Origin of the sequence: Escherichia sp. R1 (assembly GCF_003000935.1) — a bacterium.
GTDB lineage: Bacteria > Pseudomonadota > Gammaproteobacteria > Enterobacterales > Enterobacteriaceae > Escherichia > Escherichia coli.
The window spans coordinates 11516-38392 of the sequence record NZ_PSRU01000010.1; the positions used below are offsets into that span (position 1 = coordinate 11516).

At 51.7% G+C, this 26877-nt stretch carries 24 protein-coding genes; 10 read left to right on the forward strand and 14 right to left on the reverse strand.

Annotated features, from left to right (window positions below; translation table 11 throughout):
- Nucleotides 1-6 precede the first annotated feature (6 nt).
- A complete protein-coding gene (locus tag C4F37_RS13455) occupies nt 7-1674 on the reverse strand; it encodes an acyl-CoA synthetase FdrA (RefSeq protein ID WP_000580879.1) in 1668 nt (555 codons plus the stop codon).
- A gap of 316 nt (nt 1675-1990) precedes the next feature.
- Between C4F37_RS13455 and allD the strand changes: the two genes are divergently transcribed.
- From allD to allE, 3 genes are read left to right on the forward strand one after another with little or no spacing between them, the layout of a single operon-like run.
- Nucleotides 1991-3040 (forward strand): ureidoglycolate dehydrogenase, encoded by a 1050-nt coding sequence (allD, locus tag C4F37_RS13460; protein ID WP_000703882.1) that lies wholly within the window; start codon nt 1991-1993, stop codon nt 3038-3040.
- Nucleotides 3041-3061: 21 nt separating this feature from the next.
- The gene (gene allC / locus C4F37_RS13465) at nt 3062-4297 is read left to right on the forward strand and encodes an allantoate deiminase (protein ID WP_001538412.1); all 1236 of its coding nucleotides are present in this window, start codon (nt 3062-3064) and stop codon (nt 4295-4297) included.
- A gap of 10 nt (nt 4298-4307) precedes the next feature.
- Nucleotides 4308-5093 (forward strand): (S)-ureidoglycine aminohydrolase, encoded by a 786-nt coding sequence (allE, locus tag C4F37_RS13470; RefSeq protein WP_000540958.1) that lies wholly within the window; start codon nt 4308-4310, stop codon nt 5091-5093.
- Nucleotides 5094-5221: 128 nt separating this feature from the next.
- On the opposite strand, the gene glxK is transcribed toward allE, so the two are convergent.
- The 9 genes from glxK to allA form a co-directional block, all read right to left on the reverse strand.
- Nucleotides 5222-6367, reverse strand: a complete 1146-nt coding sequence (gene glxK, locus C4F37_RS13475) for a glycerate 3-kinase (RefSeq protein ID WP_001556850.1) — start codon at nt 6365-6367, stop codon at nt 5222-5224.
- Nucleotides 6368-6388: 21 nt separating this feature from the next.
- A complete protein-coding gene (locus C4F37_RS13480; RefSeq protein WP_001298336.1) occupies nt 6389-7690 on the reverse strand; it encodes a uracil/xanthine transporter in 1302 nt (433 codons plus the stop codon).
- 55 nt (nt 7691-7745) lie between these two features.
- Complete coding sequence (gene allB / locus C4F37_RS13485) at nt 7746-9107, reverse strand: allantoinase AllB (protein WP_000006873.1); 1362 nt, start codon at nt 9105-9107, stop codon at nt 7746-7748.
- 59 nt (nt 9108-9166) lie between these two features.
- Nucleotides 9167-10621: an allantoin transporter gene (locus C4F37_RS13490; RefSeq protein ID WP_000401115.1), complete on the reverse strand. Its 1455-nt coding sequence runs from the start codon at nt 10619-10621 to the stop codon at nt 9167-9169.
- 169 nt (nt 10622-10790) lie between these two features.
- Nucleotides 10791-11669: a 2-hydroxy-3-oxopropionate reductase gene (gene glxR / locus C4F37_RS13495; RefSeq protein WP_001538406.1), complete on the reverse strand. Its 879-nt coding sequence runs from the start codon at nt 11667-11669 to the stop codon at nt 10791-10793.
- Nucleotides 11670-11768: 99 nt separating this feature from the next.
- Nucleotides 11769-12545 carry a hydroxypyruvate isomerase gene (gene hyi, locus C4F37_RS13500; protein ID WP_001538405.1) on the reverse strand — a complete coding sequence of 259 codons (777 nt, stop codon included), beginning with the start codon at nt 12543-12545 and terminating at the stop codon, nt 11769-11771.
- A gap of 12 nt (nt 12546-12557) precedes the next feature.
- Nucleotides 12558-14339: a glyoxylate carboligase gene (gene gcl, locus C4F37_RS13505; protein WP_001524200.1), complete on the reverse strand. Its 1782-nt coding sequence runs from the start codon at nt 14337-14339 to the stop codon at nt 12558-12560.
- A gap of 89 nt (nt 14340-14428) precedes the next feature.
- Nucleotides 14429-15244 (reverse strand): HTH-type transcriptional repressor AllR, encoded by an 816-nt coding sequence (gene allR, locus C4F37_RS13510; RefSeq protein ID WP_000141275.1) that lies wholly within the window; start codon nt 15242-15244, stop codon nt 14429-14431.
- A 77-nt stretch (nt 15245-15321) separates the two neighbouring features.
- Complete coding sequence (gene allA / locus C4F37_RS13515) at nt 15322-15804, reverse strand: ureidoglycolate lyase (protein ID WP_000776370.1); 483 nt, start codon at nt 15802-15804, stop codon at nt 15322-15324.
- A gap of 229 nt (nt 15805-16033) precedes the next feature.
- Between allA and allS the strand changes: the two genes are divergently transcribed.
- Both allS and mnmH read left to right on the forward strand, forming a co-directional pair.
- On the forward strand, nt 16034-16960 hold the full coding sequence (gene allS, locus C4F37_RS13520) for an HTH-type transcriptional activator AllS (protein ID WP_000460119.1): 927 nt from the start codon (nt 16034-16036) through the stop codon (nt 16958-16960).
- Nucleotides 16961-17028: 68 nt separating this feature from the next.
- Nucleotides 17029-18123, forward strand: a complete 1095-nt coding sequence (mnmH, locus tag C4F37_RS13525; protein ID WP_001538404.1) for a tRNA 2-selenouridine(34) synthase MnmH — start codon at nt 17029-17031, stop codon at nt 18121-18123.
- A 240-nt stretch (nt 18124-18363) separates the two neighbouring features.
- Here mnmH and ybbP read toward each other — a convergent pair whose 3' ends face one another.
- The gene (gene ybbP, locus C4F37_RS13530) at nt 18364-20778 is read right to left on the reverse strand and encodes a putative ABC transporter permease subunit YbbP (protein ID WP_001538403.1); all 2415 of its coding nucleotides are present in this window, start codon (nt 20776-20778) and stop codon (nt 18364-18366) included.
- Complete coding sequence (gene ybbA, locus C4F37_RS13535) at nt 20775-21461, reverse strand: putative ABC transporter ATP-binding protein YbbA (protein WP_001110575.1); 687 nt, start codon at nt 21459-21461, stop codon at nt 20775-20777. Before ybbA ends, ybbP begins: the two co-directional genes overlap by 4 nt.
- On the opposite strand from ybbA, the gene tesA reads away from it, so the two are divergent.
- From tesA to cnoX, 3 genes are read left to right on the forward strand one after another with little or no spacing between them, the layout of a single operon-like run.
- Nucleotides 21432-22055, forward strand: a complete 624-nt coding sequence (gene tesA, locus C4F37_RS13540) for a multifunctional acyl-CoA thioesterase I/protease I/lysophospholipase L1 (protein WP_001386103.1) — start codon at nt 21432-21434, stop codon at nt 22053-22055. The genes ybbA and tesA overlap by 30 nt on opposite strands.
- Nucleotides 22045-22854 (forward strand): NADP(+)-dependent aldehyde reductase, encoded by an 810-nt coding sequence (ybbO, locus tag C4F37_RS13545; protein ID WP_023151267.1) that lies wholly within the window; start codon nt 22045-22047, stop codon nt 22852-22854. Before tesA ends, ybbO begins: the two co-directional genes overlap by 11 nt.
- Nucleotides 22855-22914: 60 nt before the next feature.
- On the forward strand, nt 22915-23769 hold the full coding sequence (cnoX, locus tag C4F37_RS13550; protein ID WP_001295322.1) for a chaperedoxin: 855 nt from the start codon (nt 22915-22917) through the stop codon (nt 23767-23769).
- 62 nt (nt 23770-23831) lie between these two features.
- Here cnoX and fetB read toward each other — a convergent pair whose 3' ends face one another.
- Together fetB and fetA are read right to left on the reverse strand one after the other, a co-directional pair.
- Nucleotides 23832-24611 carry an iron efflux ABC transporter permease subunit FetB gene (fetB, locus tag C4F37_RS13555; RefSeq protein ID WP_001295323.1) on the reverse strand — a complete coding sequence of 260 codons (780 nt, stop codon included), beginning with the start codon at nt 24609-24611 and terminating at the stop codon, nt 23832-23834.
- Entirely contained in the window at nt 24598-25275 is a 678-nt protein-coding gene (gene fetA, locus C4F37_RS13560; protein WP_001538400.1) for an iron efflux ABC transporter ATP-binding subunit FetA, read from the reverse strand. The genes fetB and fetA overlap by 14 nt, the downstream gene beginning before the upstream one ends.
- Nucleotides 25276-25420: 145 nt before the next feature.
- Between fetA and C4F37_RS13565 the strand changes: the two genes are divergently transcribed.
- The gene (locus C4F37_RS13565) at nt 25421-26338 is read left to right on the forward strand and encodes an SPFH domain-containing protein (protein ID WP_000904497.1); all 918 of its coding nucleotides are present in this window, start codon (nt 25421-25423) and stop codon (nt 26336-26338) included.
- Nucleotides 26335-26793, forward strand: coding sequence for an NfeD family protein (locus tag C4F37_RS13570; RefSeq protein ID WP_000970318.1), 459 nt, complete (start codon nt 26335-26337; stop codon nt 26791-26793). Before C4F37_RS13565 ends, C4F37_RS13570 begins: the two co-directional genes overlap by 4 nt.
- The last annotated feature ends 84 nt before the right edge of the window (nt 26794-26877 follow it).

Genomic DNA, 26877 nt, shown 5'->3' on the forward strand with positions numbered 1-26877 from the left:
AACCCCTTATTGCAAACGTTCTAATAAACGAGCCAGTTTTTTATTGCCGCCGGCGACTGGCGACCATTGGTAATGCACAACCGGTTTGCTGGCGCTTTGTAGCTCCAGCGCAAAGCTGCGTAATCCGATGTTAATCACGGCGACGTTTTCCAGTAATGACGGTGTGTGTTGCTGTGTGGCAGGCGAGAGCGGATGAATTAACGCCGCAGCCAGCAAGGTGGCTTCCGGTAGCGAACTCACTACCGCGATCCCCGCATCTTCCAGCGTGGCGATTTGCTGCGAGCGGCATTGCGGGTCACGTTCAGTGCCTGTCACCGTGGCAATGGCATACAGTGGTTGATTGTCTGAACGCGCGGCACAGGCTTTTTGCCAGGCGCTCACCAGCGAGGCGGCAGGATCGGCGGTCGCACCGAAGCCAATCACGACATCAAGCAGCAACACGCGCACTTGCGGTTTAGCGCCGAGATCGGCAATTAACAGGTTGCGTAAGGTCGGGTCGATCATCGGATGGGGACGCCCGACGGTGTAAAAATCATCGCCCAGGTCGAGGATCTGATGTCCGTCGGCGTCCAGCATCATGCCATGTTGATGGGTATCGTCGGCTTCCACGCCAAGGTGTCCGGCAAGTAATCCCGCCGCTTCAGCAGCCAGCGTACCGCCGGTATACAAACCGCAAATAAATCCGCTGCTGACAGGCGCTATCGCGTTACGTCGCGCAGTGACGCGTGAAAGCAGACAAGCCAGACGAGCGGCCTCATCCAGCGAGGAGGCAAACCAGACATTCTCGTCGCGGGCCACCGCCGGGGTATAACCTAAAAACAGCGCCACCGTCGGTTTGCCAGTTGCTTTCATGGCATTAACAATTTTCAGACGCACAGTTTCGGCAGGTGGTTTTGAAACAAATGCCAGCACTTCGCTTTTCTCGTCTGCACTGAGCATTTCCAGCGCCGTTAGCGCACTGATGCCGCCCACTTCACGGCTGAGATCGCGCCCGCCAAGACCAATCGCGTGAGTAATTCCCTCCCCTGCCAGCGCAATCTGTGAGCACAGCTCCTGAATCCCGGTACCGGAAGCGCCTATGACGCCAATGTTGCCTTCCGGCATCACGTTAGCAAAAGCCAGCGGCGTGGCGGCAATCATCGACGTACCGCAGTCTGGCCCCATCACCAGCAAGCCTTTTTCCCGCGCGCGGGTTTTAAGTTGGATTTCATCTTCCAGCGTGACGTTATCGGAAAACATCATCACGTTGAGGTTGCGATCCAGCGCCTGGTTCGCCAGCTCCGCCGCATACTCACCAGCCACTGAAATCAGCGCCAGATTGGCATCGGGTAATTTCTGACAGGCACTGTCCCAGCGACGCACCTGCGTCAACGCCTGGCTGCTGCCTGAACCCTGCGCCAGTTGTTTTAGCGCCTCTTCAAGCTGCTGCATAACCGCCTGCGCGATCCCCGCATCCGCCGCTTCGCTACGAATTGCCACGCAAATATCGTTCGGCGTGGCGTTATTAAAATCGTCATGCCAGAAACCTGTAGTATCTAATAACGCTTTATTGGCGGGCGTACCCATCATTACGGAAACATCATCAACATTTTCTGATTCGCTGAGTTTTCGTGAAATAATCATTAAACTGACCGAATCCTGAAAACACCCTTTTTTAATAAAGGCGTGGATCATAACAACTCCTTAAAAATTGCACCCATGGCAATTGCACGAGCAGTGTTAATGTGGCGATTACGGTATCGATGACAACGAGTAAATAAGGTGATGAATATCACACGTGGATTATTAACAAAAGAATTCAAATAACCGCCAGACTATTACGCGTTATTTTTTAATAAGCATGGTTGTTTTAAAAACCAGGTTAAAAGCACGAAGATTATCAAATAAATTCTAACTATATTTTTTTGCCTGTCTGGATCACATAATCCAGATATTTTCCCTGTATGTTAATTGCAGTCATGCTTCACACCGTCGTTAAAAAGGAAGACAGATGAAAATCAGTCGGGAAACACTCCACCAGCTAATCGAGAATAAACTCTGCCAGGCTGGGTTAAAACGTGAGCACGCTGCAACCGTGGCTGAAGTATTGGTTTACGCCGATGCCAGAGGGATCCACTCTCATGGCGCGGTGCGCGTTGAATACTACGCCGAACGCATTTCAAAAGGCGGCACCAACCGCGAACCGGAGTTTCGTCTTGAGGAAACCGGACCGTGCTCGGCAATTTTACATGCCGACAATGCCGCCGGACAGGTCGCAGCGAAAATGGGTATGGAACATGCCATCAAAACCGCCCAGCAAAAAGGCGTTGCGGTGGTCGGTATCAGCCGGATGGGTCACAGCGGCGCAATCTCATATTTTGTGCAGCAGGCAGCCCGCGCCGGATTAATTGGCATTTCGCTGTGCCAGTCCGATCCAATGGTGGTGCCGTTTGGCGGCGCGGAAATTTACTACGGCACTAACCCACTGGCCTTTGCCGCGCCGGGAGAAGGCGATGAGATCCTTACCTTCGATATGGCGACTACCGTACAGGCATGGGGAAAAGTGCTCGACGCCCGCTCGCGCAATATGTCTATCCCGGATACCTGGGCAGTCGATAAAAACGGTGCACCAACAACCGATCCGTTCGCGGTACATGCTCTGCTCCCCGCCGCTGGGCCGAAAGGGTATGGCCTGATGATGATGATTGACGTCCTCTCAGGCGTCTTACTCGGCTTACCGTTCGGGCGACAGGTTAGTTCGATGTATGACGATTTACACGCCGGGCGTAATTTGGGGCAATTACATATAGTTATTAACCCGAACTTTTTCTCCTCCAGCGAATTATTCCGTCAACATCTTAGCCAGACCATGCGCGAATTAAATACCATTACCCCCGCGCCCGGTTTTAATCAGGTTTATTATCCCGGACAGGATCAGGATATTAAACAACGCAAAGCCGCCGTCGAAGGCATCGAAATTGTTGATGATATTTACCAGTATTTAATTTCCGACGCGCTTTATAACACGTCATACGAAACGAAAAATCCCTTTGCGCAATAATTATTGAGACAGGACTTTCTTATGATTACACATTTCCGTCAAGCTATAGAAGAAACGCTGCCCTGGCTTTCCTCTTTTGGCGCTGACCCAACCGGCGGTATGACCCGTTTACTTTATTCGCCGGAATGGCTGGAAACCCAGCAGCAGTTTAAAAAAAGAATGGCAGCAAGCGGGCTGGAAACACGTTTCGATGAAGTGGGGAATTTATACGGTCGCCTGAATGGCACCGAATATCCACAGGAAGTGGTTCTGAGCGGTTCGCATATCGATACCGTGGTTAACGGCGGTAACCTCGACGGGCAATTCGGTGCGCTGGCGGCGTGGCTGGCTATTGACTGGCTGAAAACGCAATACGGCGCGCCGTTACGTACGGTCGAAGTGGTGGCGATGGCAGAAGAAGAAGGCAGCCGCTTCCCGTATGTTTTCTGGGGCAGTAAAAATATTTTTGGGCTGGCGAATCCTGACGACGTGCGGAATATCTGTGATGCCAAAGGAAATAGTTTTGTCGATGCGATGAAGGCTTGCGGATTTACTCTGCCGAACGCCCCACTAACTCCGCGTCAGGATATTAAAGCCTTTGTCGAACTGCATATCGAACAGGGCTGTGTGCTGGAAAGTAATGGGCAATCAATTGGCGTGGTGAATGCAATTGTCGGGCAGCGTCGTTATACGGTGACGCTGAACGGTGAATCAAACCATGCAGGCACCACGCCGATGGGCTATCGTCGTGATACGGTTTACGCTTTCAGTCGCATTTGCCATCAGTCTGTCGAAAAAGCGAAAAAGATGGGCGACCCGCTGGTTCTGACCTTTGGCAAAGTAGAGCCGCGCCCGAATACGGTGAATGTAGTGCCGGGTAAAACCACGTTCACCATTGATTGTCGTCATACCGACGCTACCGTGCTGCGCGATTTCACCCAACAGTTAGAAAACGACATGCGGGCGATTTGCGATGAAATGGATATTGGTATTGATATCGATTTATGGATGGACGAAGAACCCGTGCCGATGAATAAGGAGTTGGTCGCCACCCTGACAGAATTGTGTGAAAGCGAAAAACTGAATTACCGGGTGATGCACAGTGGTGCCGGGCACGACGCGCAAATTTTCGCGCCTCGCGTGCCGACCTGCATGATTTTCATTCCCAGCATCAACGGGATCAGCCATAACCCGGCGGAACGCACCAATATTACCGACCTTGCCGAAGGGGTCAAAACGTTGGCACTCATGCTTTATCAACTTGCCTGGCAGAAATAAGGAGTTATAAATGGGATATTTAAATAACGTCACCGGTTACCGCGATGATTTACTGGCTAACCGTGCGATTGTGAAACACGGTAATTTCGCACTGTTAACACCAGACGGTCTGGTAAAAAATATTATTCCGGGCTTTGAAAATTGTGACGCGACAATCCTCTCCACGCCAAAGCTGGGTGCCTCTTTTGTTGATTATCTGGTCACACTGCATCAAAACGGCGGCAACCAACAGGGCTTCGGTGGCGAAGGCATTGAAACGTTCCTGTATGTGATCTCTGGAAATATCACTGCCAAAGCCGAAGGGAAAACATTTACCTTAAGTGAAGGTGGCTATCTTTATTGCCCGCCAGGCTCCTTAATGACGTTTGTTAACGCCCAGGCCGAAGACAGCCAAATCTTTTTATATAAGCGTCGCTATATTCCGGTAGAAGGTCATGCGCCGTGGCTGGTTTCTGGCAATGCCAGCGAACTGGAACGCATTCATTATGAAGGCATGGACGATGTTATTCTGCTGGATTTTCTGCCCAAAGAGTTAGGTTTTGATATGAACATGCATATCCTCTCTTTTGCACCAGGTGCCAGCCACGGTTATATCGAAACCCACGTTCAGGAACACGGTGCCTATATTCTTTCCGGTCAGGGGGTTTATAACCTCGACAATAACTGGATCCCGGTGAAAAAAGGCGATTACATCTTTATGGGCGCTTATTCTTTACAGGCTGGTTATGGCGTAGGGCGTGGTGAAGCGTTCAGCTATATTTACTCGAAAGATTGCAACCGCGACGTAGAGATTTAAGTCATACCACTCGCCTGATTATTTTTAGCTATGTTGGATTTTGCCACGGTTTATACCGTGGCTTTTTTTGTAGTCAATTCAGGTAAAAAAAGATGCGATATAAATCGCATCCGCTTTAAAGGTAATAGTCAGTTTTTAATTCCCTGACCTATTTTAATGGCGCAGGCAATATTTCGCGCACTGTTGAAGAGATTGGTTTCACCGCTGGCGAGCACTTCGGCTAAAGGTGCCAGACGTGGCAAAATGCTGAATACCGCATCAATGCCGTACTGGTGCACCACTTCCACGCCATCACCCAATACGCCAGCAATCCCAATCACCGGGACATTAAACTGCTTCGCCACCGACGCCACGCCCAGCGGCGCTTTACCGCCTGCCGTTTGCGAGTCGATGCGCCCTTCCCCGGTGATCACCAGTGCTGCACCCTGCACTGCCTGCGCAAGATTGACCGCATTCAACACAATCTCAATACCCGGTTTAATATCCGCATTGAGGAATACCGCCGCCGCAATGCCCATACCGCCCGCCGCGCCACCACCCGCCATCTGGCAGACGTTGATTTCAGTTAGCTGTTGTAAAACACGGGCGTAATTTTGCAGCCCCTGTTCCAGCTCTTCGACCATCTCCGGCGTTGCCCCTTTTTGCGGGCCAAACACTGCCGCCGCGCCGCGTGCCCCTACCAGCGGGTTATCAACGTCACATGCTACTTCAATATGACAGTTCGCCAGACGCGGATCGCATTCATTCATCTCAATGCTTGCCACGCGCGCTAAATTGCCGCCGTTAGCCGCCAGCGCCTGACCGTCGGCATCAAGGAAACGCACACCGAGCGCCTGCGCCATGCCCATACCGCCGTCGACCGTCGCACTGCCGCCAATGCCGAGAATAATATGGCGAATGCCATTATCCAGCGCATGGCGAATTAACTCCCCCGTACCAAAACTGGAGGCCAGCAACGGATTACGCTTTTCAGGCGCGACCAGCATCAGGCCACTTGCTGCTGCCATCTCAATCACCGCCGTTTTCCCGTCGCCGGTAAGGCCATAAAAAGCATTCACTTTTTCGCCCATCGGCCCGCAGACTTCAAGCTTCACGATGTTACCGTCCGTCGCGGCGACCATCGCCTCCACCGTCCCTTCGCCGCCATCCGCTATCGGCAAACAGATATAGTGCGCATCGGGAAATATGGTCGAAAACCCGGCTTTAATTGCCTGACAACATTTTTCTGCACTTAAGCTCTCTTTAAAAGAGTCTGGCGCAATGACAATCTTCATTATCAATCCTTTTTCAACAAATTATTCGATGCGTTCCCACGGAATAAGATTATCCATAAGAACAGCCAGTAAAATTCCGACCAGTAAGCCGTTACTGAGCAGAGGACGAAGCGTTAATGGAAGGTCTTGCAGATACACAGGCGGTAATGCCATTAAAAATATGCCGACAAATAACGGCAATGCGAGTCGATAAATATTGCGAGCGGTAAACGTTATTTGCTGGCTAAACACCAGCGCGGAAAAGAGTAAAGGCAGATAAGAAACCAGCATGACCGCACTACTCACGGGTAAAGGGATACTGCAAAACAGTCGCGTGAGTGCCGGAACCAGCGCCACCAGCAGGCAAATAACGCTGCCATAAATAAACGAACGCCGCGTGTAATCGCCAGTCTGGGTTAATAAACCAATGGATGAAACAAACGGTGAAAATGGAATTACCGCCAGCGGCACGGTTATCAGTGTCATAAATCCGGTCGCCACAAAGCTGCGACGATAACGCGTATTCCCCGCGCCCTGCTGCGGATAAAAAACATCCGTGCCCCGAATCGCACCGTAGGTATTGCTGATATTTACCAGACCTGTAATCACCGCCGTCAGAATAATCCCCGGCGACAAAGCACCGCCACTGCCGAGCGGGAACCACTGCCAGTGCAACTCACCGGAGAGCGAATGCGAAGAAGGAAAGCAAAAGTACCACAACAACCAGCCGGTTATCGTACCGACCAGCAGGCCGTAACGGGCAAAACGTTGTGGCAGGAAAATAATCATCGCCAGTACCAGGCACATCACCGCCACCGAGAGCGCGAACGGCGGTAATTGAATTTTAAAATTCGGGTCGGCTATGCCAAACGGCAGCCCGAGCATACCTTTGAAAAAGATAGTGGTCAGTTGCGCACCCAGCATCAACATAAACAAGACCATCACCGACGGCGTAAATAACCGTGCCAGGCGATGGCCTAATCCGCTAAAACCAATCAACATCGTCAGCACGCCGGAGAGCGCAATCCCCACCGCCAGACTGGTAGCGATATCGTTGATCGGTGTCCCGCGCGATGCTTCGCCAAGGGTGATAGTCAGGATGGTTCCCCACCACAGGCCGCCCGGCCCCTCCATAATAGCGCGACGATGACCGCAGAACGCCTGAGCGAAGCAGGCCAGTGCGGTAGCAAGAAAAGCATATTGCGTGAGCGTAAGCAGGCTACTTTGCGGCAACTGAAAAGCAGAAAGTAGCGTAGGAGGAACCACAACCGTGTTGCAAAAAATAAAGAAAAACCACTGGAATCCTGATAACAGGCTTTCGCGGCCCACTGCAAAATTGAACATAAACACACCTTAACCGGAGAATGCCCGCCACAAGGACGGGCATTGCAGGGCCAGATTACTGCTGATGTTTAAGGATAAATTGACCTTTCGGCGCAACAGGGAAGCCCTGTTCGATATCGTAAATCACATCACCACGTAAGATGGTTTTCGTGATACGCGCGCCAATAGTACGGCCAACATACGGGCTGACTTTGTGGCGATATTCCAGATCGTCATTGGTAAGAACATAGCTGCTATTCGGCTGAATGAAGACGAAGTCGGCATCTTTTCCTGGGGCGATACGGCCTTTTTGCTGCAGACCGAAAATATCTGCTGCGTTAGTCGCCATTAATTTGCCGAACATTGGCAGAGACATTCCGCGTTTCTGTACCGCTTCATCGAACATCACGTCCATGCAGCTTTGCAGACCAGCGATACCGCCCCACGCTTTCATGATGTTACCGGCTTTCATTTCCGGCGGGCATGGAGAGTGGTCGGAAACCAGGCAGTCTATTTCACCGTTAAACAGTTTTTCCCACATGCCTTTCTGGTTTTCCAGATCGCGGATCGGCGGTGAACACTTCGCCAGAGTACCGATTTCTTCGAACTGATCGGTATCCAGCACAAAGTAATGCGGGCAGGATTCACAAGTAACATCCTGACCTTCCTGACGTGCACGAGTCACTTCCTCAACACCTTCCGGGCTGCTGACGTGGCAAACGTGCAGACGGCAACCAGCGACTTTCGCCAGGTACAGTACGCGGCGAATCGCTTCCACTTCGGTAAATACCGGACGCGAAGCCACATAGTCATGGGCAGTTACGCGACCTTCACGCTTCGCTTCTTCGCCCAGTGCGTCACAGATCAGCGCGTTTTCGCAGTGCACCAGCACCGGCTGGCCTAGTTCACCCAGCTTCTGCGCGCCTTTGAAGAATTGCCAGTCATTGACGTCACGGAAGTCGTTGTCGATACCGCGATCGCCACAGGTCGCAACGAAGCATTTGAAACCGACAACACCCACTTCATCCAACTCATGCAGACGGTCAATGTTGTAAGACACCAGGCCACCGAGTTGTGCCGCATCGATAGTCAGCTTTCCTTTAGCGGCATCGAACTTCAGTTCAATTGAGGCGCGGTCAACCGTTGCAGGCAGCTGGTTGAGCGGCATTTCGATCATGGTGGTGATACCACCTTTTGCTGCTGCGCGAGTACCGGTTTCATAACCTTCCCAGTGGCTGCGACCCGGTTCAGAAATATGGGTGTGCGCATCAACCATGCCCGGCGAAACCACCAGACCAGACGCATCCATAACGTCTTTTGCATCGCCCAGATCCTGGCCGATAGCAGCAATTTTTCCGTCTTTAACGGCGATATCTACAACGCGAGCTTCGTTTTCTAAAATAACGGTGCCGTTTTTAATGATTAAATCAAAAGACATAACAAACTCCTTGTAAAATACAGATTGGTTTTTAACTCAATGTTCAATATCGTGATTAATTAACCTATGGTTTTTTGTTCTCCTGTTTTTTCTGCTGTTGTACGTTTCTTTAATAAGGCGTAGGCCGCAAAGGCGACGATGACGCCGACAAACCATGAAACACGTGATAACGGTTCCATAAAGGGAATAAACTTACCGCCAAGAGATAAAATAACGGCCACCAGAGTTACTGAAAACGCGGTGAGGTTAAAACCGTTATCGTAATATTTATAATCGCCAGGTGCGGTGTACAGTTCATCAAGATTAATTTGCCCACGCATCACCACAAAATAATGCGCCATCATCACACCAATTACCGGACCAAGCATTCCGCCGATAATATCGAGGAACAGATAAATACTGTCCTGATTTTCCATTAATTTCCACGGGCAGATCAGCAGGCTGATAATACTGGCAATCAGTACGCCGTTTTTATAGGTCAGTTTCGTCGGTGCAATGGCGGCAATCTGATAACCAGCCGGAATAATATTACCGGTGGCGTTAGTAGAGATAGTCGTCATCAGAATAACCAGTACCGCAAAGAACGAGGCGAACAGGCTGTCCCAACGCTGAACAATATCCAGCACGTTCCAGGTGTCAGCGCCGTAATGAATACTGGCTCCGGCAATAATACATACCCCGGCGACCGCAAACAGAATATAGGCCACAACTAAACCCAGCGTTTGCCCCAGCGCCTGCTCACGAAACGAGTGGGCGTTTTGCGTAAAGTCGGATGCGCTCACCGCCGGTGCCGCCCAGACCGCAACCACCGCGTTTATCACCACCAGAAACAGGAAGCCACTGTTTTCTGCTTTCTGAATACCGCCCGGAATGTAGTCAAAGATTGGACCGATCCCGACCAGCGAAATCGCCCAAATCGCCATACCGCCGAAAACGATATAGATGCACGGGTTAAGAATGGCAGTGAATTTATTTAAAACTTTTCCGCCGCCAAAACCAATACCAACGTTAACCAGCCAGAAGAGTAAAAAAGTAATTAAGCCCGGTAGAGAAAGGCCTAACAGCGTGAAATCGCCACCGAGAGTCAAAAATCCCGGCCAGATTTTGCCAATCAGAATCAAGCAGGCCAGTGACCCCGCGTAACATTGCAGGCCAAACCACATAATGGCAGCAATACCGCCTCTTAATAATCCGGGAAACAGTGCACCACGTACGCCGTAAGAAGCACGCAGGATCATGGCAAACGGTACGCCGTATTTACTGCCCGCAGCACCGTTTAATACCATTACCGCGGCAATGAAAAAGGCACTGAGGATAATTGCCAGCATAATACTAAAGGTAGACAGGCCGAGAATAAAAAAGCCGCCAACCATCACATAATTGGGAACGTTATGAACCGAACCCATCCATAAGGTAAAATAGTTAAATGTTTTCCAGGTCCGCTGACTTTGCGTTTTCGGCAGTAGATCTTCGCTATAGCCGCGTTGCTGGAATAGTTTTCTCTGATGTTCCATAAATCCCTCTTAATTTCACGTATCGAATAACGTTGTTTTAATCTAGCTATGAGGAACAAATAAAATAAAAATATTATTTTTAATACTGAAGCAACATCTTTGGCTGCTTTCTTTTTTTAATATTGCTGGCCGATTCATTTTCTGATATCGGCCATTTTTATTGCGGGTATCAAGTCAGTTTATGGTTAGCCATTAATTCCAGCGCCTGCACTAACGCAGAGTGATCCAACTGGCTGCCACCGTTTGCCGCACATGTATTAAACAATTCCTGGCAGGTCGCGGTGTTTGGCAGGTTCAGCGCCAGTGCTTTCGCACTTTGCAGTGCCAGGTTGAGATCTTTCTGGTGCAGCGCAATTTTGAAACCTGGATTAAAGGTGCGTTTAATCATGCGCTCACCGTGAACTTCCAGAATACGTGAGGAAGCAAAGCCGCCCATCAGCGCCTGGCGCACACGTACCGGGTCCGCACCGGCTTTTGAAGCAAACAACAAGGCTTCAGAAACCGCTTCAATATTGAGCGCCACGATAATCTGATTTGCCACTTTGCAGGTTTGACCGTCGCCGTTACCGCCCACGAGAGTGATATTTTTACCGAGCAGTTCAAACAGCGGTTTTACACGTTCAAATACTGCTTCATCACCGCCAACCATAATCGATAACGTCCCTTCACGCGCGCCGATTTCACCGCCGGAGACTGGCGCATCGAGATAATCGCCGCCCAGTTCATTCACCTGACGAGCGAAACGTTTAGTTTCAATCGGGGAAATGGAGCTCATATCAACAATGGTTTTGCCCTTCAGCGAGGCTTTGGTACAACCATTTTCACCAAACAGAACGTCTTCAACCTGCGGTGTATCCGGCACCATAATAAAAATGATGTCCGATGCATCTGTTACCTGGCGCGCAGTTTCAACACTAACGGCGCCCAGTGACAGTAATTCATCAGCAACCGGACCAATGGTTGTGACATGCAGTTGATGATCGGCACGCGCCAGATTAATGGCCATCGGTGTACCCATAATGCCTAAGCCAATAAATCCCAGTTTCATAATTAACCTCTTTTAAATTTCGCTTTTCCTGAATTCAGACAACACGATCCCCTGCCAACTTAGCGGCCTAAAAAAGCATTGTCTGAATAGCGTTACGTTTTAACGGTACGGCTCCATCCAGCGTAAACCGGCTTCCGTGGTGGTTTGGGGTTTATATTCACAGCCAACCCAACCGTTGTAGTCAGAATTTTCAATTACCGTAAAGAGATATTCGTAATTAATTTCTCCGGTTCCCGGTTCGCCACGATGCGGATTATCAGCAATTTGCAGGTGACCAATTTTATCGGCCCACTGAGTCATGGTATTAGTTAATTCACCTTCCATCCGCTGCATATGATAAATGTCATACTGAATTTTCAAATTGCAGCAACCAACATCGTCAATCAGTTTCAGTGCCTGCCGGGTTCCGGTGAGATGGAAACCAGGAATATCAAAATGGTTAATAGGTTCAATCAGTAATAAAATATCTTCTTTCATCAGCATATTCGCGGCATAACGCAGGTTTTCTACAAGCGTTGTGTGAATCTGTTCACTGCTGAAACCAGTCGGCGTTTTACCGACCAGACAGTTAATTTTTTTATTACCCAGAGCACGAGCATAACGAATCGCTGCTGCTACGCCATCCCGAAACTCTTCTTCACGGCCAGGAATACAGGCAATACCCCGCTCGCCCGCCGCCCAGTCACCTGCCGGTAAATTGTGCAGCGTATGTTCGAGTTTATTACTCGCCAGCACCTGTTTTAATTCTTCAATGTCGTAGTCATAAGGGAACATAAATTCAACGCCGCGAAAACCACACTGCGCAGCTTTCTCAAAACGGGCGAGAAAATCATATTCACCAAATAACATCGATAAATTAGCAGAGAAACGTAACATTATTTATCTCCCTTATTCATAGTGCATGAAACAGGTTTCAGTCGGTGCATCCGCTGCGTTATCGGCGATATCTTCAAATTCCATGACGTTATCCAGTTCACTGCCCATCGAAATATTAGTCACACGCTCGAGAATAACTTCCACGACTACCGGTACCCGATATTGCGCCATTAAGACTTTTGCCTGTTCAAAGGCTGGTGCAATGTCTTCCGGTTTGAAAACGCGAATTGCTTTACAACCTAAACCTTCCGCTACTTTTACGTGGTCGACACCATAACCGTTCACTTCGCTGGAGTTAATATTTTCGAACGCGAGCTGTACGCAGTAATCCATATCAAAGGCACGTTGCGACTGGCGAATCAGACCCAGATAGGCGTTATTGACCAGTACATGGATGTACGGAATGTTGAACTGTGCGCCAACGGCTAATTCTTCAATCAGGAACTGGAAGTCGAAGTCACCGGAAATCGCCACCACATTGCGCTCTGGATCAGCGGCACAAACCCCCAGCGCCGCCGGAATCGTCCAGCCCAGCGGGCCTGCCTGCCCACAGTTGATCCAGTGGCGGTCTTTAAAGACATGCAGCATTTGTGCCGCAGCGATTTGTGACAGGCCAATGGTGGTGACATAACAAACATCGCGGCCAAAGGCTTTGTTCATCTCTTCATACACGCGCTGCGGTTTCACCGGCACGTTGTCGAAGTGGGTTTTGCGCAGCAAAGTGCGTTTGCGCTGCTGGCAGTCGGCGACCCACTCTTTACGACACGGCAGACGACCCGCTTTTTGCATCTCCTGCGCCACTTCAACCAGCAGCGTCAGCGCCGCTTTAGCATCAGAGACAATGCCAAGATCCGGACACAGTACGCGGCCAATTTGCGTCGGCTCAATATCGATATGAACGATTTTGCGCCCTTCGGTGTATTTCTCTACCGAACCGGTATGACGGTTAGCAAAACGGTTACCGATACCAAACACCATGTCGGACGCCAGCAACGTTGCATTACCGTAACGATGCGCGGTTTGCAGGCCCACCATCCCGGCCATCAGTTCATGATCGTCCGGGATACAGCCCCAGCCCATCAGCGTTGGGATCACCGGAATGCTGGTCAGTTCAGCAAACTGTTGTAACAGTACAGCTGCGTCAGCATTAATTACCCCGCCTCCGGCAACAATCACCGGACGTTCGGCCTGGATTAACATTTCTACAGCTTTTTCGATCTGCATACGGCTGGCAGCAGGTTTGTAGACCGGCAGCGGTTCGTACATATCAGGATCAAACTCGATTTCCGCAACCTGTACGTCGAACGGTAAATCCACCAGTACCGGACCCGGGCGACCAGAACGCATCAGGTGAAACGCCTGTTGCAGCACACGAGGCACCAGCGCCGCTTCACGAACTGTAACCGCCATTTTGCTGACCGGTTTAGCAATTGCTTCAATATCAACGGCCTGGAAATCTTCTTTATGCAGACGGGCGCGCGGAGCCTGGCCGGTAATACACAGAATAGGAATGGAATCAGCAGAAGCGGAATAGAGCGCGGTGATCATGTCCGTGCCCGCAGGACCGGAAGTCCCCAGACATACGCCGATATTCCCTGCCGTTGCGCGGGTATAACCTTCCGCCATGTGCGAAGCACCTTCCACATGACGCGCCAGAATGTGACGAATACCGCCGTGCTTACGCATCGCTGAGTAGAACGGATTGATTGCAGCTCCCGGAACACCGAAGGCGGTGGTGATACCTTCTTTCTCCAGCACATACATTGCCGCGTCAACGGCTCTCATTTTTGCCATTTTATTCCTACCTCTATTAATTGGAAAAATTTTCCAACTCTCAAATTTTGTCAAAAAAACCCGCTCCGCAGAGCGGGATACGACAGACACTATGGATGTGCTTTCAGTCCCAACGCCGTGCTGATATCGCGGGCGGTGTCTCTGACCAGCTCACCCTGACTGACAAAACGATCTTCTGTCAGTCTTGACGAAGGCCCGGAGATGGAGATAGCGGCAACAACACTACCTACATCATCGTAAATTGCTGAAGCTATGCAATTCAGGCCGACAACATGCTCTTCTTTATCTACGGTATAGCCCAGTTCACGCGCTTGTTCCAGGTCCTTCAGCAAGGTGGGCATATCCACAAGCGTCGTTGGCGTAAACTGCTGCAAACCGGTTTGCAGAATGATGCTCATCAACTCTTCTTCCGCCAGCGGATAAAGCAGCGCCTTGCCCGCTCCGGAAGCATGCAGCGGCAGACGACTGCCCAGCGGCGCACACATCCTGACCATCGATTTACACTCTAACTGACCAATTAATACCGCTTCATTGCCGTTACGGATCGCGACATTGACCGTTTCGCCGGAAAGTAACATCAGGCGGCGCATAAACGGCCCGGCGACGGAGAGTACATCGCGGTTATGGATGTACGCTGCACCGACGTTAAAGACACCTAATCCTATATGCCACCAGCCTAACTGACTGTCCTGATAGACAAAATCCGCTGCCTGTAAAACCTTCAGCAAGCGAAAGGTCGTGGAGAGCGGCAAATCCAGATTGAGAGAGATATCGCTAACCGACGAACTTCCCCCACTTTTTTCCAGATATTGCAGAATCGCAATTCCCCGCTCTAACGCCTGTGCACCCTTCTGTGCCACAGGCTCCGCCTGTCCTGGCCTGCCGCGCCGTCTAACTTCCGTCATACCTACGTTAACTCCGACCTACAAATGAGCATAAACAATGAACAATTCGTTTATCTTATGCAAGTCGGTTGCAGGCGTCACGCAAAACAGAGTTCCTGTTCAGGAATACTTTCAACATCACAGTTGTCACTGCCGCCGCGATCGATGGTCAGAAAATCGGTGACGCGCTGCCAGGCGAAAAGTGGGTGATGCCAGACGTTACGATGGTAATTCACTCCCTGTTCGCCGTTGGTAATAAACGCCCGCAGGGTTGACAGGTCTGGTTTGTCGTCACCTAACGCCACGACTACCACAAACACTTCACCTTTCATCGGGATAAAGGCCTGAGTGCCCAACGGATGACGTTCGAGTTCGTGAATAGTCAGCGGCAGATTCGCCGGTTGCGCGCGGTTAATGCTGATAAGCGTACGGTCTTGCTCAAGAATCTCAACCAGCGCTAAATCGTGATAGCGCTCCACCAGGCCATTGTTAATATGGAAAAAATCCCGTTTCTGCGTTTCGATTACGTCGCCATAAGCACAGAAGGCTTCCTGACTTAACGGTAATACCTGAAGTTTCATCTTTTTGTCCTTGTAACATAATTCCGTTCAACCACCGCCGACCGGTCAGCTTGGTTTCAATAACAGGCAATCTAAAACCTTAAGAGAACAACATCAACACAAAAGTTGGAATATTTTTCCAAAACTAGATTTAGTCCACAAATTGAACAGGGTTATCATGTAAAAATACTGATAAATCAGAGGATAAGAAAATCACGCAACTTGCGGATTTAAAAGGGGATACCTGAAGATGTTCGATCCAGAAACCTTGCGGACTTTCATTGCGGTTGCTGAAACAGGAAGTTTTTCAAAAGCGGCAGAACGATTATGTAAAACCACGGCGACGATCAGTTATCGCATTAAACTTCTGGAAGAGAATACCGGAGTGGCGCTGTTTTTCCGCACGACTCGCAGCGTGACGTTGACGGCGGCTGGCGAGCATCTACTTTGTCAGGCCAGAGACTGGCTGAGCTGGCTGGAAAGTATGCCCAGCGAGTTACAACAGGTGAATGATGGCGTGGAACGCCAGGTGAATATCGTCATCAACAACCTGCTCTATAACCCCCAGGCCGTTGCCAGGCTGCTGGCGTGGCTAAATGAACGTTACCCGTTTACCCAATTTCACATCTCCCGACAAATCTATATGGGCGTCTGGGACTCGCTATTGTACGAAGGTTTTTCACTGGCTATCGGCGTCACGGGAACCGAGGCGCTGGCAAATACCTTTAGTCTTGATCCCTTAGGATCGGTGCAATGGCGCTTTGTCATGGCGGCGGATCATCCGCTGGCGAACGTTGAAGAGCCGCTAACAGAAGCACAGTTGCGGCGCTTTCCGGCGGTCAATATTGAAGACAGCGCCCGTACATTAACCAAACGCGTCGCCTGGCGATTGCCGGGGCAAAAAGAGATTATTGTTCCCGATATGGAAACGAAAATCGCCGCCCATCTGGCGGGCGTGGGCATTGGTTTTTTGCCAAAATCACTTTGCCAGTCAATGCTCGATAATCAACAACTGGTCAGCCGGGTAATCCCAACGATGCGCCCTCCTTCGCCATTGAGTCTGGCATGGCGCAAATTTGGCAGCGGCAAAGCGGTAGAAGATATTGTGACCTTGTTTACCCAGCGCAGGCCGGAAATCAGCGGATTTTTAGAAATTTTCGGCAACCCACGCAGTTAAAAATCAAGTTTCCTTGCGCGTTGGCGCGTAAAATAGCGCGCAAGCTGATTTGAGGTTCACTTTTTACTATGCAAGAGAGACACACGGAACAGGACTATCGTGCCCTGCTGATTGCTGATACGCCCATTATTGATGTTCGCGCCCCCATCGAGTTTGAGCAAGGCGCAATGCCCGCCGCTATCAACCTACCGTTAATGAATAACGATGAACGCGCCGCCGTTGGCATCTGCTATAAACAGCAAGGGTCAGACGCGGCGCTGGCACTGGGGCATAAGCTGGTGGCGGGTGAAATTCGTCAGCAGCGTATAGACGCCTGGCGGGCAGCGTGCCTGCAAAATCCGCACGGTATTCTCTGCTGCGCCCGTGGCGGTCAGCGCTCGCATATTGTGCAACGCTGGCTGCATGACGCGGGGATTGATTATCCGCTGGTGGAAGGCGGTTATAAGGCACTGCGCCAGACCGCGATTCAGGCGACTATTGAACTGGCACAAAAACCGATAGTGCTGATTGGCGGTTGTACCGGCTGCGGCAAAACGCTGTTAGTGCAACAACAACCGAACGGTGTTGATCTGGAAGGGCTGGCGCGCCATCGCGGTTCTGCTTTTGGTCGCACGTTACAACCACAACTTAGCCAGGCGAGTTTTGAAAACCTGCTGGCTGCCGAAATGCTAAAAACCGACGCCCATCAGGATTTGCGCCTGTGGGTGCTGGAAGATGAAAGCCGGATGATCGGTTCGAATCACCTGCCGGAATGTCTGCGCGAACGAATGACTCAGGCGACGATTGCGGTGGTAGAAGATCCGTTTGAGATCCGTCTTGAACGCCTGAACGAAGAGTATTTCTTGCGTATGCATCATGATTTTACCCACGCTTATGGCGACGAACAGGGCTGGCAGGGGTATTGCGAATACCTGCATCACGGGCTTTCGGCGATTAAACGTCGGCTGGGACTACAACGCTATAACGAACTGGCTGCAAGGCTGGATGCGGCGCTGACAACGCAACTCACCACCGGCAGCACCGACGGTCATCTGGCCTGGCTGGTGCCGTTACTTGAAGAATATTACGACCCGATGTATCGCTATCAGCTTGAGAAAAAAGCGGAAAAAGTTGTCTTTCGCGGTGAGTGGGCGGAAGTGGCGGAATGGGTTAAGGCGCAGTGATGGGGGATTCTGTGCACGCTGTTCATGCCGGATGCGGCGTGAACGCCTTATCCAGCCTACAGGTGAGTGCTGTTTCGTAGGCATGATAAGACGCGCCTGCGTCGCATCTGGCATCGGCGCACAACTGCCGGATGCGGCGTGAACGCCTTATCCGGCCTACAAAATTTCGAAAACTCAATATATTGCACGATCTTCGTAGGCCTGATAAGCGTAGCGCATCAGGCAATCTAACACCTGTCATCACCCCGCAAACTGCCTGAACAGCGCCTTACCCTTAAGCAGTCGCGCACCCAGCCAGCCGCCGCAAAGCGACAGCAGTAGCGCACCGCTGCACGGCAGAACAATCCACAATCGCCAGTCTGGCTCCCACGGGAAATCAAACACTTTCGATTGCAGTACCGCCAGTGCCGTTTCCGCACCAATTGCGGCCACCAGGCCGGATACAAACCCGAGCATGGCGAACTCACACCACAATGTCGTGCGCAGCAGTTTTTTGCCCGCACCGAGAGTGCGCCACACCACCAGCTCCTGATGACGCTGACGCATTCCCACCTGCACCTGTGCCAGCAACAACAACATACCGCAGGCGGTGACCAGCACCACCATCACTTCCAGCGCCCGACTTACCTGCTCCAGCACCTGACCGACCTGTTTTAAAATCGCGCCAATGTCTAACAGGCTAATGGTCGGGAACTGGCGGTTGAGTTGCGTCAACATGCCGTTGCCATTCTCCCAGCGGAAACTGGTAAGCCAGCTCTGCGGTTGCCCGTCTAATGCCCCTTCCGGGAAAATAAAATAGAAATTAGGCCGCAGACTTTCCCAGTCCACTTTGCGCAGGCTGGTCACTTTAGCGCGGAACTCCTGGGTATCGCCCATAAAAGTCACGGTATCGCCGAGGGCAACGTTTAAGCGTTTCGCCAGCCCCTCTTCCATCGACACTTCATCGGCTTTTGGCGGCCAGTTACCGGCGACGATCGGGTTATGATCAGGCCGCGTATTTTGCCAGGTGAGATTCAGCTCGCGGTTGAGCGCCTCATCTCCATTGCCTTCTGTCGGCTTGTCGTTAATCGCCGTCAACCGCGCCCGCACCACCGGATAAAACGATTCCGGGACTATCTGATGTTCCGCGAGAAACGCTTTCAGCGGCGTAACCTGTTCCGTAGCGATGTTGATTAAAAAGTAGTTCGGGCTTTCTGGCGGCAGTTGTTGTTGCCAACGGTCGAGCAGATCGCCACGCAACACCAGCAACAGTGCCAGCAGCATAAAGGAGAGCGAAAATGCCGAAAGCTGGCTTAACGTTGACCACGGCTGACGTAACAGGCGGCTAACCGCCAGGCGCAGAGGTAGCGATTTCAGCGTCATGCGGCGAAGTACATTCAGCAGCATCCAGCCCAGCACACCGCACAGCAAAGCCAGTACTACCGCGCCCGCCAGCACCGCCCAGAGCAGCATACTGCCACCCATCAGTCCGGCGAGCAGCAGCACAACCACCACGGTGACAATCGGCAGATAAAACTTCAGCGGCCAGACGTTCGCGACCACATCATTACGTAATACGCGTAAAGGCTGCGTTGCCAACAACAGGCGGTATGGTCGCAGCCCCACCAGCAGCGAGATGACTGTCATGGTGCCGAGCGCCCACAGCCACGGCCAGAGGCTGGCAGGCGGTAGTGCGGCAGGCAGAACGGGCTTGAGCAGCACCATCAACACGTTTTCGAACAACAGGCCTATCGCCCCACCGGTAACGGCTGAAAGCGCCAGCACCATCAACCACTGACCGACGATTAACTTACGCAGTTGCGCTCGCCCTGCCCCCAGCGTCTTGAGGATCGCCACCAAGTCGTAGCGACTGCGACAGTAATGATTCATCGCCACCGCAACCGCCGCCACCGCCAGCAGCAAGGTCAGAAGCGCCGAAAGCAGCAGGAACTGTTGCGAACGTTCTATCGATCGCCCCAGCGCGCCTTCGTCCTGTTCCAGACCGTACCAGCGTTGTTCAGGTTTAAGCTGGGGTAACAACCATTTCTCATAGCCGTCGAGCTGGTTCTCGCTGCCGCCGAATTTATAGCGCCAGGTGACCCGACTCCCCGGCTGCACGGCTCCGGTTTTATCGACATCCGCCAGATTCATCATCAGACGCGGAGCCATCTGGAAGGGGTTAAAACCGGAATCCGGTTCCTGAATCACTTCTCCGGCAATCCGCAAGGTGGCATCGCCCACGTCAATGGTGTCGCCCGTTTTCAGGTTAAGCAGTGCCATCAGGCGTGGGGCCAGCAATACGCTGCCCGCCTGCGGTTTCAGGCCAGGGGGATTGGTTTGCAGATCGCCATACATCGGGTAGATATCATCCACCGCTTTGACGTTCGCCAGCTGCGGTGTGTCGCCTGCAAAGGTCATTGTGGCGAAAGTCAGCTGCTTGCCAACTTTCAGGCCGCGCTTTTGCGCTTCCTCCAGCCACGCTTGCGGCACTTCGCGTGAACTGCGCAACGCCCGATCGCCCGCCATAAACTCCCGGCTTTGCTGGCTTAAGCCCTTCTCCATGCGATCGCTGATATTGCCCAGCGCCAGCACGCAGGCCACCGCCAGGCTTAGCGCCAGCCAGACAATTAATAGCGACGGCGAACGCCATTCGCGCCAGAACCAACGTGCAATCATACTTCCTCCTGCAACTGCCCGTTCACCAGCCGTAAGCAGCGGTCGCAGCGTGCCGCCAGTTGCAGGTCGTGGGTCACCATAATCAACGTGGTGCCATGCTCACGGTTGAGGGAAAACAGCAGGTCGGCAATTTTATCGCCGGTCTGGCGGTCAAGGTTGCCGGTGGGCTCGTCGGCAAACAGCACATCAGGTCGACCATTAAAGGCTCGCGCCAGCGCCACTCGTTGCTGTTCGCCGCCAGAAAGCTGTGCCGGAAGATGATCAAGACGTTTACCCAGCCCTAACTGTTCGAGCAACGCTTTCGCCCCGTTACGACTTTCTGCGCTACTCTCACCGCGCAGCAGCGCCGGAAGCTCGACGTTTTCCAGCGCGTTAAGGGTAGGAATTAACATAAATGACTGAAAAACAAAGCCTACGTGCTTCGCGCGCAACTTTGCCCGCGCTTCTTCGTCCATATTATGTAGCGGTTGTCCCACCAGACTCACTTCGCCACTGCTGCCGTCATCCAGCCCTGCGAGGATCGCCAGCAAGGTTGACTTACCCGATCCCGACTCGCCCACCAGTGCAATGGTCTCACCACGTTTGACAACCAGCTCAACTCCGGTGAGGATGGAGAGTTCATGCTCCCCCTGACCGACGGACTTCTTAAGATGATGAACTTCAACAATGTTTTCCGCTGGCATTTGCCCTTCCTGTTCCTGGTCCTGTTAACCTTCCGTGCCGCCGCAGCGGACACGTTATTGATTCTGGGTGATAGCCTGAGCGCCGGGTATCGAATGTCTGCCAGCGCGGCCTGGCCTGCCTTGTTGAATGATAAGTGGCAGAGTAAAACGTCGGTAATCAATGCCAGCATCAGCGGCGACACCTCGCAACAAGGGCTGGCGCGCCTTCCGGCTCTGCTGAAACAGCATCAGCCGCGCTGGGTGCTGGTTGAACTGGGCGGCAATGACGGTTTGCGTGGTTTTCAGCCACAGCAAACCGAGCAAACGCTGCGCCAGATTTTGCAGGATGTCAAAGCCGCCAACGCTGAACCATTGTTAATGCAAATACGTCTGCCTGCAAACTATGGTCGCCGTTATAATGAAGCCTTTAGCGCCATTTACCCCAAACTCGCCAAAGAGTTTGATGTTCCGCTGCTGCCCTTTTTTATGGAAGAGGTCTACCTCAAGCCACAATGGATGCAGGATGACGGTATTCATCCCAACCGCGACGCCCAGCCGTTTATTGCCGACTGGATGGCGAAGCAGTTGCAGCCTTTAGTAAATCATGACTCATAAAGCAACGGAGATCCTGACAGGTAAAGTTATGCAAAAATCGGTCTTAATTACCGGATGTTCCAGTGGTATTGGCCTGGAAAGCGCGCTCGAATTAAAACGCCAGGGTTTTCATGTCCTGGCAGGTTGCCGGAAACCGGATGATGTTGAGCGCATGAACAGCATGGGATTTACCGGCGTGTTGATCGATCTGGATTCGCCAGAAAGTGTTGATCGCGCAGCCGACGAAGTGATCGCCCTGACCGATAATTGTCTGTATGGGATCTTTAACAATGCCGGATTCGGCATGTATGGTCCCCTTTCCACCATCAGCCGTGCGCAGATGGAACAGCAGTTTTCCGCCAACTTTTTCGGCGCACACCAGCTCACCATGCGCCTGTTACCCGCGATGTTGCCGCACGGTGAAGGGCGTATTGTGATGACCTCATCGGTGATGGGATTAATCTCCACACCGGGTCGTGGCGCTTATGCGGCCAGTAAATATGCGCTGGAAGCGTGGTCAGACGCACTGCGCATGGAGCTGCGCCACAGCGGAATTAAAGTCAGCCTGATCGAACCTGGTCCCATTCGTACTCGCTTCACCGACAACGTCAACCAGACGCAAAGTGATAAACCAGTCGAAAATCCCGGCATCGCCGCCCGCTTTACGTTGGGACCGGAAGCGGTGGTCGGCAAAGTGCGCCATGCTTTTATTAGCGAGAAGCCGAAGATGCGCTATCCGGTAACGCTGGTGACCTGGGCGGTAATGGTGCTTAAGCGCCTACTGCCGGGGCGCGTGATGGACAAAATATTGCAGGGGTGAGTTGAAGCGCGCGCTTAAGCCCCCATGTCAAAGAAAATATCGACAACAGAGAGCGACTCCATGTCCGTAGAAAATATTGTCAACATTAACGAATCTAACCTGCAACAGGTTCTTGAACAGTCGATGACCACTCCGGTGCTGTTCTATTTTTGGTCTGAACGTAGCCAGCACTGTTTGCAGTTAACCCCAATTCTGGAAAGCCTCGCGGCGCAGTACAACGGGCAATTTATTCTGGCGAAGCTGGACTGCGACGCGGAGCAGATGATTGCCGCCCAGTTTGGTCTGCGCGCGATTCCGACCGTATATCTGTTCCAGAACGGGCAACCAGTAGACGGCTTCCAGGGGCCGCAACCGGAAGAGGCGATCCGTGCCCTGCTGGATAAAGTGCTGCCGCGCGAAGAAGAGCTGAAAGCGCAGCAGGCGATGCAGCTGATGCAGGAAGGCAATTACACCGACGCCTTGCCATTGCTGAAAGACGCCTGGCAGTTGTCGAATCAGAACGGGGAGATCGGCCTGCTGTTGGCAGAAACGCTGATTGCGCTGAACCGTTCTGAAGATGCAGAAGCGGTGCTTAAAACCATTCCATTGCAGGATCAGGACACCCGCTACCAGGGACTGGTGGCGCAAATCGAACTGCTGAAGCAGGCGGCAGATACGCCGGAAATTCAACAGTTGCAACAGCAGGTGGCAGAGAATCCAGAAGATGCCGCACTGGCAACGCAACTGGCACTGCAACTGCACCAGGTTGGGCGCAATGAAGAGGCGCTGGAGTTACTGTTTGGGCATCTGCGTAAAGATCTCACCGCCGCAGACGGTCAGACACGTAAAACGTTCCAGGAGATCCTTGCTGCGCTGGGTACGGGTGATGCACTGGCGTCGAAGTATCGCCGCCAGCTGTATGCGTTGTTGTATTGATGTTTTGTTGATCGGCACATGAACCACAACGCCGGATGCGATGCTGCGCATCCGGCATTGCATCATTTCTTCTTCAATTGCGTCACCACCAATTGGTGGCGCGAATTATAAAATTTACGATAGGTTAAATAGCAGGCAATAATGGTCGACAGGCTGGCAGTTGAGAGCAGCATAAAGGTCACCATAATCTGATATTTAATCGCCTTCACCGGATCAATCCCGGCAAATATCAGCCCGGACATCATTCCTGGTAAACTCACTAAGCCAACCGTTTTTGCTGAATCGACCGTCGGAATTAAAGCCGCGCGAATACTGTCGCGAATCAATATCGCTGAAGCCTGTTTCGGCGTCGCGCCAAGACTCAGTTTCTCCTGAATCTGTTGCTGTTCGCTAATAACCCGTTGCCCTAAATTGTTGTAACACAACCCCACCGCTACCATGGCGTTACCGGCTATCATCCCGGCGATAGGGATCACCTGCATCGGGATAAACTCAATCGATCCCGATAAAATCAGCACCGCCAGAGTAATTCCCGCCCCGACCGTAATGGCAATAAACGATGAGATAAAAGCTTTAGCAATATATTTACTGCGTTTTTGCGCGTTCCACGCCGCATTAAAGCAGATAAATAACACCATCAATAATGTCAGGCTGGCATCATCCACGCTGAAAATATACTTCAGCACATAGCCGACAATAATCAGCTGAATTATCGCGCGCCCGACGCTCCAGAGAATATCTTTCTCCAGCGCCAGTTTTTCTTTATGGCTAATTAAGATTGCCACCACCACCAGCATTAATGCCAGTGCCAATGATTCGTTAGTAATATTATGCGAGTTCATAGCGTGCTTCCTGCATTTCTCCGGCATGCGGTTGCAGTGTAATCACTTTATCCGCATGATTAATTTCGTCTTTATCGTGTGTCACCCACAGCACGGCAATATTTTGCTCGTGCACATAACGATGGATCATCTCATTAACGTTATGTTTATTACTTTCATCCAGCGCACTGGTGATTTCATCCAGCAATAAAACCTTCGGCATAAATTGCAGGTTACGAATCAATGAGATGCGTTGTTTTTCACCCCCAGATAGCTCGGCGATATTTTTCGTCAAAATGGTGTCCGGCAAAGCGAAGCGTTCGAGAAAATCGAGAAAAATGGCTGGGTCAGGCTGCTGGTTACGGATCTGCCAGGGAAAGATCAGATTATCGTATACCGTATCGCCAAACAGCGTCGGCGTCTGGGCGCAGTAAGAGACTTGCTGGCGGTAGATTTCTGGCTTTAGTGTGCTGACATCCTCACCTTCAAACAGTAACGTTCCGCTGGTTGGGCTGATCAATGAAGCAACTATTTTTAGCAGCGTACTTTTGCCACAACCAGAAGGACCGGTAATTAACTTAAATTCGCCAGCACGCAGCGAAAAATTGATGTTATTAAGAATCTTCGCATCACTCGCCAGATATCCTACGTTTTGTAGCTGAAGCAAAGGACTATTTTCCTGCATCACTGTTCCCTTTTTCTGATTTTTACTAAAAACAGTTTATCCTTCGCAGGAATAAGGGGGAACTCTCTTTCAGTAATCAGGTATAATTTGTTTAATCAAGCAGCAATTTTGCTGATTATGGACGGTACAACAGGAGGTTTTTCCGATGCTTATCTTTATCCCTATTCTCATTTTTGTCGCGCTGGTCATTGTCGGCGCGGGCGTCAAAATCGTGCCGCAGGGCTATCAATGGACGGTAGAACGTTTTGGTCGCTATACCAAAACGTTACAGCCGGGGCTCAGTCTGGTGGTGCCGTTTATGGATCGCATTGGTCGCAAGATCAATATGATGGAGCAAGTGCTCGACATCCCTTCCCAGGAAGTTATCTCGAAAGATAACGCCAACGTTACCATCGACGCTGTGTGCTTTATTCAGGTGATTGACGCGCCGCGCGCGGCTTATGAAGTCAGCAATCTGGAGCTGGCGATCATCAACCTGACCATGACTAACATCCGTACCGTGCTGGGTTCAATGGAACTTGATGAAATGCTCTCTCAGCGCGACAGCATTAACTCGCGTCTGCTGCATATTGTCGATGAGGCCACCAACCCGTGGGGGATTAAAGTCACCCGTATCGAAATTCGTGATGTGCGCCCGCCCGCAGAGCTTATCTCTTCAATGAACGCGCAGATGAAAGCGGAACGTACCAAACGCGCTTACATCCTTGAAGCGGAAGGGATCCGTCAGGCGGAAATCCTCAAAGCCGAAGGTGAAAAACAGTCACAAATCCTGAAAGCGGAAGGCGAACGTCAGTCGGCGTTTTTACAGGCTGAAGCGCGTGAACGTTCCGCTGAAGCAGAAGCCCGCGCCACCAAAATGGTGTCTGAAGCCATCGCCTCCGGTGATATTCAGGCGGTGAACTACTTCGTCGCACAGAAATACACCGAAGCGTTACAGCAGATCGGTTCGTCCAGTAACAGCAAAGTGGTGATGATGCCATTAGAGGCCAGCAGCCTGATGGGGTCGATTGCCGGGATTGCTGAGCTGGTGAAAGACAGCGCCAACAAACGGACTCAGCCATGATGGAGTTAATGGTCGTTCATCCACATATTTTCTGGCTAAGTCTCGGCGGTTTGCTGCTGGCAGCCGAGATGTTGGGCGGCAATGGTTATCTGTTGTGGAGCGGCGTGGCAGCAGTGATTACCGGTCTGGTGGTCTGGTTGCTGCCGCTGGGTTGGGAGTGGCAAGGGGTAATGTTTGCCGTCCTGACGCTGCTCGCCGCCTGGCTGTGGTGGAAATGGTTGTCGCGGCGGGTGCGCGAACAAAAGCACAGCGACAGTCATTTAAACCAGCGCGGGCAGCAGTTGATTGGCCGACGTTTTGTTCTGGAATCTCCGCTGGTCAACGGGCGTGGTCATATGCGCGTCGGTGACAGTTCATGGCCTGTCAGCGCCAGCGAGGATCTCGGCGCTGGTACGCATGTTGAGGTGATTGCGATAGAAGGAATAACGCTGATTATCCGTGCGGTCATCGCCTGATGCGACGCTGGCGCGTCTTATCATGCCTACAAAATATGCCCGAATCGTAGGCCAGATAAGGCGCTTGCGCCGCATCCGGCATAT